General features: G+C 58.9%; 14 protein-coding genes. 6 read left to right on the top strand and 8 right to left on the bottom strand.

Features of this window, described 5'->3' with window-relative positions; translation table 11 throughout:
• Positions 1–3: 3 nt before the first annotated feature.
• The 5 genes from ACYZT8_RS11980 to glsB form a co-directional block, all read right to left on the bottom strand.
• Positions 4–2,067, bottom strand: coding sequence for a 2Fe-2S iron-sulfur cluster-binding protein (locus ACYZT8_RS11980; protein ID WP_461981333.1), 2,064 nt, complete (start codon positions 2,065–2,067; stop codon positions 4–6).
• Between the two features lie 128 nt (positions 2,068–2,195).
• On the bottom strand, positions 2,196–2,819 hold the full coding sequence (locus tag ACYZT8_RS11975) for a DJ-1/PfpI family protein (protein ID WP_461981332.1): 624 nt from the start codon (positions 2,817–2,819) through the stop codon (positions 2,196–2,198).
• A gap of 151 nt (positions 2,820–2,970) precedes the next feature.
• The gene (locus ACYZT8_RS11970) at positions 2,971–3,318 is read right to left on the bottom strand and encodes a BON domain-containing protein (protein WP_461981330.1); all 348 of its coding nucleotides are present in this window, start codon (positions 3,316–3,318) and stop codon (positions 2,971–2,973) included.
• A gap of 75 nt (positions 3,319–3,393) precedes the next feature.
• Entirely contained in the window at positions 3,394–4,896 is a 1,503-nt protein-coding gene (locus tag ACYZT8_RS11965) for an aldehyde dehydrogenase family protein (protein ID WP_461981328.1), read from the bottom strand.
• Between the two features lie 84 nt (positions 4,897–4,980).
• Positions 4,981–5,889, bottom strand: coding sequence for a glutaminase B (gene glsB / locus ACYZT8_RS11960; RefSeq protein ID WP_010459549.1), 909 nt, complete (start codon positions 5,887–5,889; stop codon positions 4,981–4,983).
• Positions 5,890–6,130: 241 nt separating this feature from the next.
• Between glsB and ACYZT8_RS11955 the strand changes: the two genes are divergently transcribed.
• The 5 genes from ACYZT8_RS11955 to ACYZT8_RS11935 all read left to right on the top strand — a co-directional run bounded on the left by ACYZT8_RS11955 (position 6,131) and on the right by ACYZT8_RS11935 (position 9,965).
• A complete protein-coding gene (locus ACYZT8_RS11955) occupies positions 6,131–7,189 on the top strand; it encodes an IS110 family RNA-guided transposase (RefSeq protein ID WP_461982331.1) in 1,059 nt (352 codons plus the stop codon).
• Between the two features lie 587 nt (positions 7,190–7,776).
• The gene (locus ACYZT8_RS11950; protein WP_461981326.1) at positions 7,777–7,980 is read left to right on the top strand and encodes an HvfA family oxazolone/thioamide-modified RiPP metallophore; all 204 of its coding nucleotides are present in this window, start codon (positions 7,777–7,779) and stop codon (positions 7,978–7,980) included.
• A gap of 57 nt (positions 7,981–8,037) precedes the next feature.
• Complete coding sequence (locus ACYZT8_RS11945; protein ID WP_461981324.1) at positions 8,038–8,553, top strand: HvfX family Cu-binding RiPP maturation protein; 516 nt, start codon at positions 8,038–8,040, stop codon at positions 8,551–8,553.
• 53 nt (positions 8,554–8,606) lie between these two features.
• A complete protein-coding gene (locus ACYZT8_RS11940) occupies positions 8,607–9,230 on the top strand; it encodes a glutathione S-transferase family protein (RefSeq protein ID WP_461981322.1) in 624 nt (207 codons plus the stop codon).
• 36 nt (positions 9,231–9,266) lie between these two features.
• Positions 9,267–9,965 carry a dienelactone hydrolase family protein gene (locus tag ACYZT8_RS11935; RefSeq protein ID WP_461981320.1) on the top strand — a complete coding sequence of 233 codons (699 nt, stop codon included), beginning with the start codon at positions 9,267–9,269 and terminating at the stop codon, positions 9,963–9,965.
• Between the two features lie 155 nt (positions 9,966–10,120).
• On the opposite strand, the gene ACYZT8_RS11930 is transcribed toward ACYZT8_RS11935, so the two are convergent.
• The 3 genes from ACYZT8_RS11930 to ACYZT8_RS11920 all read right to left on the bottom strand — a co-directional run bounded on the left by ACYZT8_RS11930 (position 10,121) and on the right by ACYZT8_RS11920 (position 13,807).
• Entirely contained in the window at positions 10,121–11,104 is a 984-nt protein-coding gene (locus ACYZT8_RS11930) for a nitrilase-related carbon-nitrogen hydrolase (RefSeq protein WP_461981318.1), read from the bottom strand.
• A gap of 104 nt (positions 11,105–11,208) precedes the next feature.
• The gene (locus ACYZT8_RS11925; protein WP_461981316.1) at positions 11,209–12,141 is read right to left on the bottom strand and encodes a GlxA family transcriptional regulator; all 933 of its coding nucleotides are present in this window, start codon (positions 12,139–12,141) and stop codon (positions 11,209–11,211) included.
• 115 nt (positions 12,142–12,256) lie between these two features.
• The gene (locus ACYZT8_RS11920) at positions 12,257–13,807 is read right to left on the bottom strand and encodes an esterase/lipase family protein (protein WP_461981314.1); all 1,551 of its coding nucleotides are present in this window, start codon (positions 13,805–13,807) and stop codon (positions 12,257–12,259) included.
• Positions 13,808–14,702: 895 nt separating this feature from the next.
• Between ACYZT8_RS11920 and ACYZT8_RS11915 the strand changes: the two genes are divergently transcribed.
• On the top strand, positions 14,703–18,206 hold the full coding sequence (locus tag ACYZT8_RS11915; RefSeq protein WP_461981312.1) for a hypothetical protein: 3,504 nt from the start codon (positions 14,703–14,705) through the stop codon (positions 18,204–18,206).
• Positions 18,207–18,210: the final 4 nt, after the last annotated feature.

Raw genomic sequence — 18,210 nt, 5'->3', positions numbered from 1 at the left:
GCACTAGATCTCTAAGACCAAGGGCTCCTCACCCTTGGCCGGCACCGCGCAGCAGATCAGTACTTCCCCAGGCGCCGGCAGCTCGGCGGGCATGTTCAGATAATGCACCTGACCGCTGAGCAGCCGGGTGCGGCACGTCCCGCACGAGCCGCCACGGCAACTGAAGTCCGGATTCAAGCCTCGGCTTTCAGCCAGTTCCAGCAAACTCCCGCCGCCCGGCTCCCAACGTGCCTCCTTGGCCGACGCTGAAAACACCACTTTCACCGAGCTGTCCGCTGCCGGCACTTGTGCCGGGGCCGGGCTCAACTGGTCGCGCAGACGCACCAACGTGGAAGGCCCGAACGTCTCCGCATGAATGCGCTCATCGCCGATGCGCAAGGCCCGCAAACTGTCGTAAATCCCTTGAGTAAAAGCGCCGGGCCCGCACAGGTAGAAATCGTAATCGTCCAGCGGCAGCAACGCCTTGAGCAACTCGATGTCGACTCGCCCCGCCACCTCGAAATCCTCACCTTCACGGGCATGGTCCTCGGGTTGGCTGAGCAGGCGCAGCGCTCGCACCGAATCCTTGGCACGGGTGGCCAGTTCGTACAACTCATCGCGAAACCCCAGCTCAGCAAGGCTGCGGGCACTTTGAATAAACCAGGTCGGTCGAGTGCGGCGGATGCGTTCGCCTTCGTAGATCACCTCGCGCAGCATCGACAACAAGGGCGTCACGCCGACGCCCGCGGCCAGCAGCACCAGCGGCCGACGCTCATCCGCTTTCACCGTGAACCGGCCCTGTGGCGCGCGGGCTTCAATCAGATCGCCCTCGCGGACACGCTCGTGCAGATGCGATGAAATCAGCCCGTCACGCTTGACGCTGATTCGAAAAAAACTGTCCGACGGTGCGCTCGACAGGCTGTAAGTGCGCACCAAAGGCGCCTGCCCCTCGGCCAGGCAAAAGCGCACGGGCAAATGCTGCCCGGCCTCGAAGCGCGGCAAGCCGGCGTCGTCGGTCGGCTCCAGGTAAAACGAACGGATGCTGGTGCTTTCTTCAACGATACGAGCCACACGCAGCAACCGCCATTGATCGCGCAGGGCATCGGCCTGCAAACGCCCTTCAGCCTGCTGCCAACTGCCGGTCATCAGGCTGTTGGGGGAGAATCCTTCAAATTGCCAGCGCAGCGACAGCACGCCGGCGCGGCGCACGACGTGCTCCACCGTCATTCGCCAAAGCCGTTCGGCGCCCTGGAACGCCGCTATTTCAGGGCCGTCGAGGACGATCTCGGTGCACCCCGCAACTTGCAGCACATCACCCGATTCGAAGTCGACAAACAGCAGCCCGACCCGTGGATTGAGCAGCAGATTGCCCAAGGTATTGAAGTGCAAATTGCCGGCGAAATCCGGGATCGTCAGCACGTTGCCCTCGACCCGCACGAAGCCTGCGTTGCCGCCGCGATGCGAGACATCCACCGAGCGCTTTTTCGGGTCGCCATCAAGGTCTACGTAGCTGGTAAGGAAAAAGGTATCGGCGTTGCCAATGGTACTGCGAGCGGCATCGTCGAGCTCATCGAAACGCTCGACGGCCACAGCAGATGAAGAGCGGCCCAACGTGCCAGGGTCGACGGCACGCAGTTGAATGTATTGCGGGCAGTTGCCAAAGGCGTGCTCGACGGCAACGGCAAAACCGCCTTGGGTGGCGGTGCTGATGCGGCCATTCATTCGGTTGCGTCGGCGGGTTTTCAGATCGATACCGAGCAGCCCCACCGAGGCGCCCGCGTGGAGCGCGGGCCTGACAGGGTCGCCTTCGGCGGGCAGGCGTTCGAGTTGCAACTGGTGGGGATCCGGCGAATGCGCAAATCCGGGCGGCCCTTCAATCAGGGTCGCCCAGGGCACGCCGTGCTCATCGACGGCGCCCACCAGCAAATACGGCAGTTGCGCGTAGAACAGTTGATGCTGCTCGGGCAGATAATCGCGCACCACCTTGCGCCCGAACACTTCCATGCGCTCGGCCACACCGACGCTTTCCTGCAACTGCCGCTCGCCCGCATGCCAGGGTGACGCGCCCTGCTCTTGCGACTGATTCATGACGACCTCTACGCCTTCGTGCCCACAAGCCTGCACTGGCTTTTGTGGCTCAGGCGTTGAAGCGTAGTTCGCTGTTTCAGACTATGGCGGTTGGTCGGATGTACGGAGCAGATGAAGGACGTGCCGGATCAAGGCACTTGCGGCGTTTCATACCACTGGCGAGACGGTGTCGGAAAACGCATTTTCTGGCGGATATTGGCTGCGTTCGCCGCGCTGGTCAGGTGTTCCAGCAACACGAAGGCGACTTCCGTTGCAGTGCCGGGTCCACTTGAAGTGATGATGCGGCCATCGACCACCACGGGCCAGTCGACAAAACGGGCACCGGATTCAACCAGCTGGTTTTTGCGCTTGCCACCCACCTGGTGATAGGTCGTGGCGTCTTTGCCTTTCAGCACCCCGGCAATGCCCAGGCACACCGAAGACACGCAGACACTGGCGACGACTTTACCGGCCGCGACAAAGTGTCGGATGACCGCCAGAAATGGCTCGCTCAAGGCCTCTTCATAAAAGCCCGACGGTTCAAATCCGCCGGGCAATGCCAAGGCATCGAAGCTGTCCAGATCCAGTTCACCCAATAAATGAGCCGGATTGAGGGACAGCCCGAAGGTCGTGACGATCTGCGGTCGAAGGCCGGCATTGATCAATTCCACCGGTTGATCGCCAAGCAGATTGGCCCAACCGAGCACATCGGTAAAAGCCGCCATTTCCAGCGGCTCGACACCGTTGGCCAACAACATGAGGACGCGTTTCATTGAGTAAACCTCTCAGGGATCGGCAGATAGTCCGCTTTTGCTTCACATGAGAGAACACCCAAAAAACGCAATCCATTGTTGCTTGAGCTGAAATGCCCGCGTCGAGGCGCTCCCGGTTCACGGGAGTGCCACACTCACAAGGTCGCCCTGATCAGTGGTCGTCCTGGTCTGACGATGATGGCCGACGCTCTACGGTTTCTTCGGCGTTGGGTGCTGTGGGGACGCTGCCTGGTGTGAACACGTGAGTCAGCAATTCCCGGGCATCAATTTCGACGACACCCGGCACCGTGCGGGCCAGCGCAACCGCCTGCTCGCACTGTTTATGGGTGTTGACTCGACCGCTCAAAGTCACCGTAGACCCAAGGGTTTTGACATGGATCTGCAGGCCGAGGCTGGGTTTGGCCAACGCCAGGGCCGACTTCACCCTGGCGGTAATCCACGTGTCGTGCATGACCGCTTCAAGATCATGGGAGTAATGCTGAAAGGAATGAAGTTTCATGGCGCAGCCCTCACTCAAAACACAGACGCAAACACACCTTAATTATAGTGCGCTCGCTGCCTGTGCCCGGAATGCTCAGCGTTTGACCGAAAGATCCGTCTGGGTCATGCGACTACGAACGGTAAACACCCCGTCTCCCGACAGAATGGCGCTGCGGGCAAACAGGCGACCGCTTTCCCAGTTCGAAAGCCCCAGTTCCGGCTTGTTCAGGGCGTACTGTCCATCGACCCAGCGGGTAATCCCGTTGCCCACAAACGGTGCGTTGACCGCGTTATAGAAACGTTCATGCGCGGCGGCGTCTTCACTGATCAGCGACACGGTGAACTGCGGGCTGTAGCGATTGAACAAGGCGATGGCGCTGTCCAGATCATCGACAATCTTGAGGCTGACTTCCGGGGTTTCTTCCCATTCCCACTCGCGGCCCAACTGATCCTCGGGCAACGGTTCGGCCTGCGCCTCGGTCTGGTAGCCTTCGGCGCGATACACCTCAACGCTGCCGGTTTGCCATTCAGTCGGCAACCATTGCTCGCTGCCCTCAACGATGTGCAACTTGCAACCCTGGCCTCGAGCGGCGCCGGCCTGTTGCAGTGCGTCGAGAAACAGCGGCACCAGCGCGGCTGCGCGGTCGCGCTGGATCAGGCAGACGTTCAAGGTGTTGCAGACCTTGCGGTCCAGAGAATTGCGCACCACGGCGGCGAAGCGTTTGGCGTCGGCGTCTTTGTCGGCGATCAGCCAAGCGCCACCGGTGCCATGCAGGCTGACGGCGGTGCCGGCCTGTTGGGCGATGCTGCCCAGCTGGCTGACCGCACGGCCCGAACCACGGGCCACGGCCAGCGACAAACGCCGGTCGGCGAACATCGCCCAACCGGCGGCATGATTGACGCTCTCCACCAAAGACACCGCGCCGGCCGGCAAACCGGCGTCGGTGAGTGCCGGATTCAGTGCGTGAGTGACGATGGCCTGAGCGGTGCCCAACGCATCGCTGCCAATGCGTAGCACGGCGGTGTTGCCGGTGCGCAATACACCGGCGGCGTCGGCGAACACATTCGGTCGGCCTTCGAACACGAAAGCCACAATGCCCAGCGGCGACACCACTTGCTCGACTTTCCAGCCGTCATGCTCGACGCAACTGATCACCTTGCCGCGAGTCGCCGCCGCATCACGCCAGGCTCGCAGGCCGTCGATCATGTCGCGGCGCATGCGCTCATCGGCCAGCAGTCGCGTGGTAGAACGCCCGCGAGCCTTGGCGCGTTCGATATCGGCCAGGTTGGCGGCCTCGATCAAGGCCCAGCACTCTGGGTTTTCCAAGCGCTGGGCAAACAGATCGAAGAATGCGCTGATCGCCTGATCCGAGACGCTGGACAGCGCGCTGAACGCTGCTTCGGCGCGCTCGATCGCGACGGCCGCCGCTTGCTGGTCAGCCACCGGAATCAGCAACAACTCGCCGCTGACCTGTTCCACCAGCAAATGGTCCCCGGGCTGAAAGCGCGCGGCCAGTTCGGGGCTGACGACAGTGACACGATTACCGGCAAAAGGGATCGGCGTGCCAGCGACTAGACGTTCGAGCGCAAGAGACATGAAGCGGTTTCACCATGCAGGGGGCGGCTGGAAAATGTATAGGAAAATCCCGAGAGCGTCATTAACCGTGCCGCGCCGAACACCTTAGAACACCGACCAGCCAATCCGCTGACTCAACAATTCCAGCGCCGCCATCCCGGCCAGGGAGTTGCCGGCGGCATTCAGTTCCGGGGACCACACGCACACCGTGAACTGCCCCGGCACTACCGCGACAATCCCACCGCCGACGCCGCTCTTGCCCGGCAAACCGACGCGATAGGCAAAATTGCCGGCTTCGTCGTACAGCCCGCTGGTGGCCATGATCGAGTTGACCTGCTGGGTCTGGCGTGCGGTGAGGATCTGTTCGCCGCTGTGTTTGCAAAACCCGTCGTTGGCCAGGAAACAGAACGCCCGCGCCAGGTCCACGCAATTCATGCGCACCGCGCAATGGCTGAAGTAGCTGCGCAGCACGGCCTCGACGTCGTTGTGAAAGTTGCCGAACGACTGCATCAGGTACGCCATGGCCGCGTTACGCGCGCGGTGCTGGTATTCGGATTCGGCGACCTTGCCGTCCACCATGACCTGCGGATTACCGGACAGCCGACGGACAAAATCGCGCATCGACAACGCGGGCGCGGCAAAGCGTGACTGATTGATGTCGCAAATCACCAGGGCTCCAGCATTGATGAACGGATTTCGCGGGCGGCCGCGTTCGAATTCCAGCTGCACCAGCGAGTTGAACGGTTGACCGGAAGGCTCGTGGCCGAGACGCTCCCAGATCGCTTCGCCGGAATGATCGATGGCTTGCACCAGGCTGAACACCTTGGAAATACTCTGCACCGAGAACGGCGTGTCGGCATCGCCCGCGCAATACAACTCACCGTCGTTGCCATACACGGCAATGCCCAACTGATTGGCCGGCACCGTGCCGAGGGCAGGAATGTAGTCAGCCACCTTGCCCTGACCGATCAGCGGCCGGACAGCGTCAAGGATCTCGTTCAACAGCGCTTGCATGCCGGGTTCCGAAGTCTCGCCCCGTGGGATTGCGGGGACACGGAGGCTAGACGCTGTTGGTCGGCGCTGGATCACAGATTGCCAGCCCCCCCTCTCAAAAACACCGCTGCCTTGTAATTGGATGGACTCGCCCAAGCCGAGGCGTCAATGCGCCACGATGGCAGTCTAAACAGCCAACGACAGCGAGGGCGAGTCCATGAAAAAGCATACTTCGATTGATCAATCCCTGTCTTCTTCCGATTTGTCGGCCTGCACAACCGTGGCGGTCGATCTGGCCAAGCAGGTCTTTCAGGTCGCCGGTGAAGACGTCCTCGGCCAAGTGCACTACGAGCAACGGATCAAGTCGCGCGAGGCGTTTTATGAGTTTCTACGCCAGTTGCCGCCTCATGTCGTGGTTCTGATGGAGACCGGTCCGGGTGCTCAAGCCTGGGCCCGGCAGCTGCAAGACCAAGGCAATCTGGCGCGGATTCTTCCAGCCCGTTTGGTGGCCACACATCGTAGCGGGCCTAAAAATGATCGCAACGATGCGCTGGCGATTCTGCGCGCTGGTCGCGATGAAAAGATCTACGCAGTGCCGGTCAAAAGCGTTGCGGCGCTGGCAATGCAGGCGTTGCATCGCGCCCGCCAAGGCTATGTGCGTCGACGCACGGCGGTGAGCAATCAGATGCGCGGCCTGCTGCTCGAGCATGGCGTGGCCTTGGCGCAGGGCGATGTTGCGATCAGCCAGAAAATTCCGCGGGTACTGGAAGATGCCACCCAGCCGGTGCCGGGCCTGCTGCGTGAACTGATCGACGAACTGTTGGCCGAGTGGCACCATTTGGGCGAACGCATCAGCGTGCTGACGGGGCGCCTGGAAGTGGCCGCCAACGCCGACATGACGGCGAAGCGACTGATGACTGTGCGCGGCATCGGCCCAGTCACTGCCACGGCACTGGTGGCCAAGGAAACCAAGCCTGAGCGATTTCCCAATGCCCGCAAGTTTGCCGCGTACTTTGGCATGGTGCCTGACCAGCACAGCAGCGGGCAGACGGTCCGGCTGGGGGACATGACCAAGCGAGGCGATGTTTATTTACGCAGCCTGATGATCCAGGGAGCCCATGCGGTACTGCAACAACTACGACCTGATTCCCAGCAACCCGATGACCGCCGCTTGTTGCGCTGGATGAGCCGGCTGGGTCGTAAGGAGGCTGCGATCAGGCTAGCCAACCGCAACCTGCGAATCGTCTGGGTGCTTCTACAGAATGACCAGACTTATCGTCGCCAGGCGGGTGATGGCCAGCAAGCGACGATGAGCCACTGAGCGACAGAGTTCTGCCACCGAGGTACCAACTGTCCGACCCTTTGCTGAAAAACATTGACCCCAGGTAAGACCGGCGTGGATTGATGCCTTAGCTGCTACTGGCCTTCGAGGCCTGACTGTAATCGGCATACCACGAGCTCTTCCAATTTTGGCCAGAAGCCGAAGACGGCTTCCTCGAATAGGCCTAATACATAGATGCAACGGGGCGGCGGTTTTTCAAAAGCGGGTAGACAGTGGGGGCGAGTCCATACATAGCAGCTGCCGAGCCTGCGAGGCTGCGTTCGGCTGCGAAGCAGTCGTAAACCCTGTGCACGCGATTTACCTGAAGTACCGAGTCGTTTGATTTCACGACTGCTTCGCAGCCGAACGCAGCCTCGCCGGCTCGGCAGCTGCTACAGGATTGGGGGTTGGCCGAGAAATGTCGGTGGCTGTGTATCGGAGTGTGTACAGACCCGCCTGCGACACACCCCGCCCATAAAACCCCACGCAAAAGACACATCGCAGATACACCCGATTGATGAACTGTGCCTGTCGATCGGCCAAGCCGATCAAAGCGCTCAACTCACTCAATGCTACGGAGTATCACCATGTTCAAACTCTCGACTTCTTCCCTGACCCTCGGCCTGATCATCGCAGGCGGCCTGGCCCTGTCCAACGTGGCTTCGGCCTCCGAGTCCGAGGCGTTCAGCATGAAACAACTGGCCCACGGCTACAGCCAGGCCCAGGCAGACACCGCGGAAAAACCGGCGGAAGGCAAATGCGGCGAAGGCAAGTGCGGTTCCGGCGAGTAATTCACTGCCGCGGGGCTATTGCTGCCCCGCACACCTGACTGAACGGAGATCAAGCTCATGAACACCTCAATTTCATCGGCCGTGAAAGGCCTGCACCTGAACCTCGACCGTGCCGGCAGCTGGCTCGCGCCTTTGACGCTGCGGCTGTTCATTGCCTGGGAATTCTTCGAGTCTGGCCTGGAAAAATGGAACGGCGACAACTGGTTCGCCGACATTCAGGACGCCTTCCCGTTTCCGTTCAACCACGTGTCGGCCACGCTCAACTGGGAACTGTCGATGTGGGCCGAGCTGATTTGCGCCCTGGCCATCCTGGTGGGCCTTGGCACGCGGGTGTCGGCCATTATTCTGATTGTCGTGACCATTGTCGCGACCGCCGCCGTTCACTGGCCGGCCGATTGGTCTACATTGAGTGAGCTTGCCCAGGGCTACTCCATCAGCAACAAAGGTCACGGCAACTTCAAACTGCCGCTGATCTACCTCGCCGCCCTTATGCCGTTGTTGCTCTCGGGTGCCGGCAAGCTCAGCCTGGATGCACTGTTGGCTCGTTTCGCCTGGCGTCGCAATAACCGTTGATAGGCCAGAGTCTTCATCGCGTCCTCCACGTCCACAAGAACGGAGCAATCGCCATGAGCCTCACTCTCTACGGTTTTGACGGCAGTACGTATGTGCGCACAGTGAAGATGCTGCTTGCGGAAAAAGGTGCGGATTTCGACCAGTTGCAGGTCAATGTGATGAAAGGCGAACCGCACCTGCCCGAACACCTGGCCCGCCATCCGTTCGGCAAGGTGCCGGTCATCGATCACGACGGTTTCCGCATTATCGAAACCGACGCAATCGTGGCATACCTTGACGAAGTTCTGCCGGGCCCTTCCCTGACGCCCGACAATGCCCACGACCGTGCTCGCACACACATGGTCATGGGAATTTACGACTCCTACGGCTACGGTGCGCTAGGCTCGGTGTTCGGCTATCACTTGTTCCCCGACTTTATCGGCGGGAAGAACGAAGAATCCCGTCGTAAAGGCATCGAGGCCTCGAAAATGGTCCTGCGTGAATTGATGAAAATCAAAGGCTCCGATCCTTTCGTCGCCGGTCAGGATCCGAGCCTGGGTGACTTTTACCTGGCACCGGCCTGTGCTTACATGGCGATGACGCCGGATGCACCGCAGGTGTTTGCCGTCAACGGCTTTGATGACTGGTGGAAACGGATTCAGGCACTGCCCAGCTTTCAGGCCACACCGCCGCAATAAGCTTCATCCCTCTCACTTGTGTAGACAGGAGCCACCATGAGCGTGACCACCCAATGGATCGAGATCGACAGCCCCGACGGTAAATTCGGTGCTTACCTGGCGATTCCGCATACTCGCAAAGGCCCGGGGATCGTGCTGATCCAGGAGATCTTCGGCGTGAATGAACACATCCGCTCGGTCGCGGAGCAATACGCCGCCGATGGTTACCTGGTGATCGCGCCGGACCTGTTCTGGCGCAACGGCCACCGCATCGAATTGACCTACGACGAAGCCGGCTGGAAACGCGCCGTCGAGCTGATGAACGCCACGGACATCGACAAGGCACAGGCCGACATCAAACTGGCCATTGATGCGCTCGACGCTCAGCCTGGCCTGGACGGCGGCATCGCTTCCATCGGTTATTGCTTTGGCGGCTTGCTGTCCTACCTCACCGCCGCCAACGGGCTGGTAGAAGTGGCCGTTGCCTACTACGGCGGCGGCATCCAGAACCACCTGGACCGCGCCGATGAAATCGAGGTGCCGCTGCTGATGCACTTCGGTGAACAGGACAGCCACATTTCACTGGAAGCCGTGGAGAAAATCGCCGAGCGTTTCGATAACAACGATAACGTGGAAATTGTCGTGTACCCGGAGGCCGAACATGGCTTCAACTGCTCGCATCGCGACAGCTACAACCAGCGTGCAGCCGCTGAGGCCCATGGCAATACGTTGATCTTTTTGGGTCAGGAACTGTAAAGGCAAGACGTGAAAAAAAGGGGGCTTCCATCGTTTGGTGGAGGTCCCTTTTTTGTCTGGGCCTGTGATGGCCCCTTCGCGGGCAAGCCCGCTCCCACATTGGAATGCATTCCCCTGTGGGAGCGTGGCTTGCCCGCGATGGACGCGCCGCGGTCTCAAGCCGATTGACGACCGACTTCTTCCACGGCATTGATCACCGCCACCTGCGGATGAGCACCGCGCTCATGCACATGGGCCGCCGGGGTGCGGTCGATCAGCAGGCTGAGTAATTCCGGACGGCTGTAGTGGCCTCGGGAATCCATCATGCGTTTGCGCCGGTCGATCAGACTCATGTCGAGGTCGACGATCACCTCGCCCTCGCCTTCCTGCAGAGAACCCAGCACCACACCGTCCGGGCTGATGATCGCCGTGAAGCAACCACCGGAAATCGGGCCGATCGGGCAGCCGGTGTCGGCCATGATCTGAGCCTGTTGTTCAGGGTTGAGCCACGCCGTGGAGTTGACCACGAAGCACGCTGCTTCGAGGGCATGCTGACGAATGTTGACTTCCATTTGCGACGCAAACAGCGGACCTGCAAACGACCCCGGGTACATCGAGGCGTGAATCTGTTCGCCGTCGGCCATCAAGGCATAACGGGCCAGCGGGTTGTAATGTTCCCAGCAGGCCAGTTGGCCGATGCGTCCGACGGCGCTGTCGGTGGCGCGCAGCCCGGAGCCATCGCCCATGCCCCAGATCATCCGTTCGTGATAGGTCGGTGAGATTTTGCGGCGATGCTGGATCAGCGTGCCATCGGCATCGAACAGCAACTGCGCGTTGTACAGCGTGCCACCGTCGCGTTCATTGACGCCGATGGACACGACCATGCCGGCCTGTTTCGCGGCGGCGCCGATGGCATCGGTGGCATCCGATGGGACCGAAACGGCCTGATCCAGCAGTTTGAGGTGCTCGGCCGCCATTTCGAACGGCGACTGCACGAAGGAAAAGTACGGGTAGTACGGCACGATGGTTTCCGGGAACACGGCGAACTGAACGCCTTGCTCACCGAGTTCCAGGATCTTCTGCACGACTTTATCGACGGTGCGTTCACGGCTGTAGAGCACGGGGCTAATTTGTACGGCGGCGGCTTTGACAATGGTCATGGCGGTGATCTCACTGGGGGAATGGGCTTCAACGAGATCAAGATTACGGCAATCATATTTTGTCTCAAATGCCGAATACACCACCTTTTAGGACACAACAAACATCACGCGCGATTGGCGCGCTGGATGACTTGCGGCGGCTGCCCGAATGCACGGATAAACGCCCGACGCATGCGCTCGCGATCGCCAAAACCGGTGTCGGTGGCCACCACATCGATGGAGTGGCGCCCGGTTTCCATCATCAATCGGGCGGCCTCCACCCGCAGGTTTTCGATGGCTTTGGCCGGGGATTGTCCGGTTTCGGCATGGAACACCCGACTGAACTGTCGTGGGCTGAGATTGGCGGCGCTGGCCAGTTCTTCGACCGACAGCGCGGATTTCAGGTTGTGCTTGGCGTAGGTCAGCGCGGCCTGGATGCGATCGGTCTTGGGCTCAAGTTCAAGCATCACCGAAAACTGCGACTGGCCTCCCGCCCGCCGGTGATACACCACCAGTTGCCGGGCCACCCGACGTGCGACGTCCGCGCCCAGGTCCTTTTCCACCAGCGCCAGCGCCAGATCGACACACGCGCTCATGCCGGCGGCGGTCCAGATGTTGCCGTCATTGATGAAGATGCGGTCTTCTTCGACCTTCACCTTGGGATAGGCCCGCTGCAAAGCCGGTGCGTGACACCAATGCGTCGTCGCCCGTCGACCGTCGAGCAAACCGGCCTCGGCCAGCGCAATCGCGCCGGTGCAGATCGAACCCAGGCGTCGAGTGGTCAAGCTGGCGTTGCGCAAAAACGCCACCATGCCCGGTGATATCGGCCGGATCAGGTTATCGCCCATCACCAGCAGCGTATCGAACGTACGGTGATCGAATGCGCTGGTTTCCACGCCGAATCCGGCAGAGGTTTTCACGGAACCGCCGTGCTCGGAAAGTAACGCAATGCTGTACACCGGCTGGTCGGCCGCCATGTTGGCCAACTCGAAGGTGGCGCACATGGCGAGGCCCAGCACCTGGAAACCGGGGTACACGATGAGTCCGATGTTGTGCATGGCGACAGCCCCTTATGGCCTTAAAGGTGGTGTGCCGACTTTCCAGCCAGCCGACCTGCACTGTACGCCCGTCGCCTTGCACCGTGTAAAAACCGTCGATGACCTCCTCAGGGCATCAATCCCATGGCCGGACCTTCAACCGTAGAAGCCCCTTGATCCCGGGCGCTCGGGGTTGATCAAACGGCAGATCAATTTCAATAGAGTCCTGGCCTGTTATATGGACCGTTCGAGTGATTGTGCTGTGTGGGTCTTCCATCCAGGCAAGGCTGACGTTCCAGTCACCGTCCGCGTTTTCGGGTGGCGTCAACCTGACGATGGCCGTCCCTCGAAAAAGATCCGTGCCTTCATAGTGGGCGTCGGGCCAGAAGCGATGATTGATGATGTAGTCCGGCACTTTGGCGGCAAAAGTCATCACATACGAAAGTGCCTTGTCCGTATCAACTTTTCCGCGTTTGGAGAGAAATACGGTCGACAGATAGACCGTTTTTTTAGTGTCATCCCGGTCTGTGAGCTCCTTATGAGAGCGGCAAGCTGGTGAGTCTTCGATCGATTGTCGCCGCGTGAGAAACCAGCGCTTGCCTTTGGGCGCGGCACGAAATTCGAATTGGTAGCCGGCTTCAAGTTCCGCACCGTCATCCACTTTTTCCTGAATGACTTCTGGCAAGGAAACACTCTCGACGATCAGGCTGATGTCGACCCGCACATCACCAAAGAGAAAACGCACCAGGTTCTGATAAGCCTCCTCGGAGTTGACGATGCCGAAGTAGCCGGAATGCGAGCGATAGGCATATGCCGTGGCGACCTGGACCGGCGTGAGGTCGTCTTTTAGACCCCACAGGGACGCGTTATCGATTCGCACCAAGCCGTCGGAACCGTTGCCGACAAATGCCCGAACGATACCTTGCCCCGCCTCGTAATCACCGCGATTGGTACCGACCATGCAAAATATCCGCTCAGGTTTCAATGCACTGTCGGGTATCAGATCCACCCGATCATCGAACGCGGGAGAAATATCCTGAAGATTGAGATACCTCGCCATGATCTCTCGGTTGAACGTGTTCTTCTGATCACCTGTCAGCCAGCTGGGGACGTTCAAGCCAAGCACATCGATGCCATTGTGCGGCGTGGCAAAGGTGAACAGCTTGTCGACCGTTTTGCGTGCCTGTTCGAATTTCGGGTCGGTGCTTTGTAGGAATGCCCGGGCGACCAGGCCGCCCATGGAATGGGCCACCAGATAACATTTAAACTTTTCGGGAGCCATGACCGAACCATCAGCCTCGCGATACTGGCACACGAGGGTTTTGATTTTGCTGATCAAGGCGTTCAGCCGCCTGGCATATTCTTCAATATTTCGGGCATTGCCGTCCCCTTGATAAATCGATCCGTCGTCGTAATACCGCAGTATCACGATCGAGCGCGGAGGAATGCCGGGGATGGGTTTGCCCTTGTCATCCAGGGGCGGTTCCCACCCTTCGTCCATGATGTCCATACCATTCTGATAGACATGCTGGTACTGGTATTCCGTCGTCAGGCGCACCAAGGGCGATTCAAAAACGAACTTCTCAGGTCGCTGGGTTTTATCGGCAGTTGCGCGATACAACGTTGAACCGACGTTGAAACCACAAAACGGATCCGCCGCGGTTTCATTTCGTTCGTTGACCGTCATCGCGTATCCACGGATGTAAATGATGGGATAACTGTTTGACATATTCGCACGCCTCTTTCGGAGTGGCAGGACGGTGCGTTGACGCAAGTTGACTAGTTCAACTCGGCACCGAGTGTATTCATGGTGTTACCGCTAAACTTCGATAGCACGCTACAGAGATTTGATAAATGACCACGCTCATACTTCGATCATGCTGGTGATAATAGGAGCGCGTCGAATTTTGCCATGGAACATTTCGAAATCAGCCTGCCAGTGATATTTCGAATTGTCATTACCGCTCGCCGCCTGGATCCAAATCAAACTTGCGCCTTCACAACCAGGACATTTATTTAACAAGCACTTGCACCGCTCTCCATGTATCACCCCACATAACCCTTCTATAACAACCAGATGATTGGCAACCGCCAGACATGGATCCAATAAGTGTCACTCAAGACCCAGGCGCCAACTTACATTTGCAACCCATTATTCATTGATACCGCCTTGTTGATCCAAGCTACGAGAAGGCCGCGGAACAAGGCGCGGGCCTCAAGACCCGTACCGGCAACGCTGCCCGACAAAACTGCACCCCACTAAACGATCAAACTAGCGATCGTGCTCATATTATTTCATCGCACAACTAAAACCCTGTGATGACCACACAAAAAAATTGCAACTCTCTTCCCGCCTTTAACCAGCCACTCACTTCAGGCGACGCGTCAAATCAATAAGCACTCAACACAAAACATAATGCCTTCGTTTAATACCTGACAACTTCCCACGTCACAATTCACATCCGTCAAAGCAGCCAGAACCGAAAACCTCAACGCGCCGACTATTTTTTGTCTGCCACCCGTTTTTTTAATCAGGTCTATACATTAAAAGTAACAACCGGCCGAACTCCGAGGGAATGGCCATGGATAACAACAAGGATTCGGGGACTAACCTGGCGTTCTGGCTACCAGGCAGCGCAGTTATCCTCAGTTTGGTCGTATCGACGTTTGCATTGACCCGTGAACCGTTTCTGGAACCACGGCCCCTCGGTGCGCAGTTTCAAGCGCAATTGCCCATTGAAGCGCGGTTGTGGCAGGACCCGTTCGATGCGTTGGAGCGTTATCGCAAAAAGCTGAAAGATGGCGACAGTGCGGATGCCAAGCAGCTATGCTCGCCTGGGGTTTCCTTGCCGTCCGGCACATCCACAGCTCCGGACATCATGGTGTCGCTGGTGGAAGGCGGTCCTTACGCCGATGAAGTCGAGCGGCGGCGCCGTACGCGTTATGCCCTGCTTGCCGGGTTCAAGAACTCGCACAGGGTGCCGGATCAGGAACAGTACATCCATTGTCTGAAACTCAAGGCCGACCTGTCGGTGGATCCCTCGACCATCGAGAGGTTTCTGGACGTACCCTACGAAATCTTTGTCTCCAATCCGCTCGATCCACCTGCAGATCTGGATGGAAGTCCGAAGCCAGCGAACCAGACCGTTGTGTTCTGGGTGAAACAAGACGCGCTGGGTTCACAGCCGCTGCAGCAACTGGAACAACTGCGCCAAAGCCTGGTGTGCAAGACAGCCTCGATGACCAGTTGCCCATTGGCCTGCGCCGGTGTGGCCGACAATCACACCGTTCTGAAAGTCATCGGCCCCGCCACCTCAACCATCTTGCGTGGCATGTATCAGGATGAAGCCAACGCCCGTGCAACCGCCAATGTCGAGATCTACTCACCCTTGGCCACCGCCGACAACATAACGCTCAAAAACAGCATCAAATTTCCGACGCCACCATTACCCAACAAACAGCCCATGAAGCTGCTGCGCACCGTCAGCGACGACGGCACCATGACCCAGTTGATCCTGGAGGAAATGAAACTGCGCAATGTAAATCCGGCCGCCGGGTTGCGTTGCAGCAAAGACAACTTGCAGCGATTCAAATCCAGGTGCGTTGAAGAAAGCTCGCCGCAGACGTCTGACCGTATCGCGTTGATTTCCGAGTGGGACAGTTTTTACAGCCGGGCACTGATCGAAAGTTTCAAGGGGTGGGTTGCTGGCGAAGCCGGCCTGACTGACAAAGATGATAAGGCGGCGGTCGACCAGTGGGTTTTGCGCTTCAGCTATCTGCGAGGCCTGGATGGACGCCTCCCGGAGGAATCCGCGAGCAGTGATAAAACAGCCAGCACCGATGCCAGCAAAAACACCAAAGACGCGAACAAAATTGACCTCAGCCCATTGGAGAAAGCCGACGGAAATTCCCAGCTGGATTACCTGCGACGCCTCGCCGACCACATTGCACGCGAGGACGCGGCGTATCGGCGCAACGGCGAAAGCGGCATCGGTGCCATCGCCATACTGGGCGTCGATGCCTACGACAAACTGCTGGTGTTGCAGGCACTCAAGAGTCGTATGCCGTACAAGTTGTACTTTTCCACCGACCTCGACGCACGCATGCTGCAACGAGGCCAGGCAGAAACCACCCGCAACCTGATCCTGGCGGCGCCTTATGGACTGACACTGACACGCGCCCTGCAACAAGACGTGCCGCCGTTTCGCGACAGCCTGCAAAGCTCGGTGTTTGTCTCTGTTCTGGCGGCATTGGCGCCACAATCCTTCGATGCCAAGCGAGCGAAATTCGACTACTCAAAATCGGACCTGCTTTCGCCTGGCGTCTATGAAGTTGGCATCAGCGGTTTTATCCCGCTGGCGAACCCACTGACCCTTGACCGCCCCACGAGTTGCGAGGCACCAACACTCCTGTCCAAGTCGGATCAAAGCATACGTGCGCACGACCTTATGTCACTGCGCTGCCTTCAGGATCCATCGCCCCCGCCCTATCCAGTGGCCTCCCAGTCAGTGCGTGAACAATTCAAGCACGCTCAAGCGTTCTTCTGGGCCGGGCCACTGACCGTCATGCTGCTTTTAATCGCCGGGTTCATTGTCTGGCGGTGGATCTCGGGACCGAAAATCGAGCTCGACGCCAAGCTGGACTGGGTGCGCGGTGTACCCATGACGCTGTATATGGTCGCGGCAGCCTGTGCATTTATCGCCACTCGCTTCTGGCATGCGGAGTTTCTCTGGTTCACGTTCGTGCTGATCCTGCTGGGCATCATTTCGTCGAATCTGACCCGCCGCTCCGAGCAGTCGGCACAGAGCAAGGACTCGACTGCCACGCCTGGCAACGGCTTTTACGACTCCTCGGCGTGGTACATCGTTGTCCCCCTCGTCGGTTTTATCCTTGCGTTGATGTTGGCGTATCAGATGCGTAGCACCTTGACCGGCAACGGGCTGGGAGAGCCGATGTTCCTGTTTGAAGGCATCAGTGCATGGCCAACCGTGGCGCTGCGCGTAGCCGCCGTACTGATTTCCCTCTCGGCACTGGCTTGGGGCTGGCGCAACCTGCGCGTCAACAGGGCCGAGATCGAAAAGAACTTCCATTTACTGCATTACATGCGTCGATATCGAATGGGTTTGTGCGGGCAGGTTTTACGTTTTATACGCAAAGGCAGGCGCTGGACCTTGCGCCGCTGGTGCAACGAACTGGGGCATTGCCTGCTACTGATTTTTTTCCCGCTGATGAGCGCCAATGACAAATGGTCCAAGACCTGCAAATCCCCGCTGGCCACCTGCGGGGATGGGCGGCAAATGATTTCCATCGCGCGTTTCTGGGGTGAACACTGCATTTGCGGTTCGTTCGGGGCTCGAATGCTGCGGGCCCTTCTCGCCACATGGATATTCGTCGTGGTCACCAGTGTGCTGTTTGTGATTTGGCCAATGGAGCGGATTCCCGTACGCGGCGAATCGATAGTGTGGATGCTCAGTTGGCTGATTCCTACCCTGGCTTTTCAGGTGCTGGTGTTTTGGGTCGTGGATGCCAATCTGCTGCTGACGCGATTCATTCGCCACCTCAGCGAACATCATGCGATCTGGCCCAAATCGTTGCAGGAGGAACACCGGAAGATCTTCGGCGTGCTCAAGCATTCCTGCATCGACGAATGGGTGGACTTGCAACTGATCGCCAAACGGACCTCGGCGGTCAGCCGCCTGATCTATGCGCCGACGGTGGTCATGTTGATCCTGTTGGCGTCTCGCAGCAGCTTGTTCGACAACTGGCCGACACCGCCCAGTATCGTCATCACCTTCCTGCTGACCGCGCTGATATTGCTCGCCTCCGCGCTGTCGTTGCGTCGAGCGGCGGAAAAGGCACGTACCGTTGCATTGCGTCGTCTGGATACCTATTTGCTGGAAACACCAAAAGCTCGAGATCCCGTTCGCTACGAAAAATTCCAGATGATCCGCGACCGCATCGCGACGCTCAATACCGGTTCTTTTTCACGCTACTCCGAAGAGCCCCTGGTCAGGGCGTTGTTGCTGTCACTGACGGGCATAGGGGGTTCGGCATTGGTCGATGCGTTGAATTACGCGAAGTTTTAGAAGA

The sequence above is a fragment of the Pseudomonas sp. LB3P93 genome, assembly GCF_054898025.1.
Note: the sequence above shows the minus strand (reverse complement) of the source record. Positions and strands in the feature narration are given on the sequence as shown.

Coding starts and splice junctions, on each gene's coding strand:
- ACYZT8_RS11980 (WP_461981333.1), bottom strand. CDS start 2,067: ATGAATCAGTCGCAAGAGCAGGGCGCGTCACCCTGGCATGCGGGCGAG.
- ACYZT8_RS11975 (WP_461981332.1), bottom strand. CDS start 2,819: ATGAAACGCGTCCTCATGTTGTTGGCCAACGGTGTCGAGCCGCTGGAA.
- ACYZT8_RS11970 (WP_461981330.1), bottom strand. CDS start 3,318: ATGAAACTTCATTCCTTTCAGCATTACTCCCATGATCTTGAAGCGGTC.
- ACYZT8_RS11965 (WP_461981328.1), bottom strand. CDS start 4,896: ATGTCTCTTGCGCTCGAACGTCTAGTCGCTGGCACGCCGATCCCTTTT.
- glsB (WP_010459549.1), bottom strand. CDS start 5,889: ATGCAAGCGCTGTTGAACGAGATCCTTGACGCTGTCCGGCCGCTGATC.
- ACYZT8_RS11950 (WP_461981326.1), top strand. CDS start 7,777: ATGTTCAAACTCTCGACTTCTTCCCTGACCCTCGGCCTGATCATCGCA.
- ACYZT8_RS11945 (WP_461981324.1), top strand. CDS start 8,038: ATGAACACCTCAATTTCATCGGCCGTGAAAGGCCTGCACCTGAACCTC.
- ACYZT8_RS11940 (WP_461981322.1), top strand. CDS start 8,607: ATGAGCCTCACTCTCTACGGTTTTGACGGCAGTACGTATGTGCGCACA.
- ACYZT8_RS11935 (WP_461981320.1), top strand. CDS start 9,267: ATGAGCGTGACCACCCAATGGATCGAGATCGACAGCCCCGACGGTAAA.
- ACYZT8_RS11930 (WP_461981318.1), bottom strand. CDS start 11,104: ATGACCATTGTCAAAGCCGCCGCCGTACAAATTAGCCCCGTGCTCTAC.
- ACYZT8_RS11925 (WP_461981316.1), bottom strand. CDS start 12,141: ATGCACAACATCGGACTCATCGTGTACCCCGGTTTCCAGGTGCTGGGC.
- ACYZT8_RS11920 (WP_461981314.1), bottom strand. CDS start 13,807: ATGACGGTCAACGAACGAAATGAAACCGCGGCGGATCCGTTTTGTGGT.
- ACYZT8_RS11915 (WP_461981312.1), top strand. CDS start 14,703: ATGGATAACAACAAGGATTCGGGGACTAACCTGGCGTTCTGGCTACCA.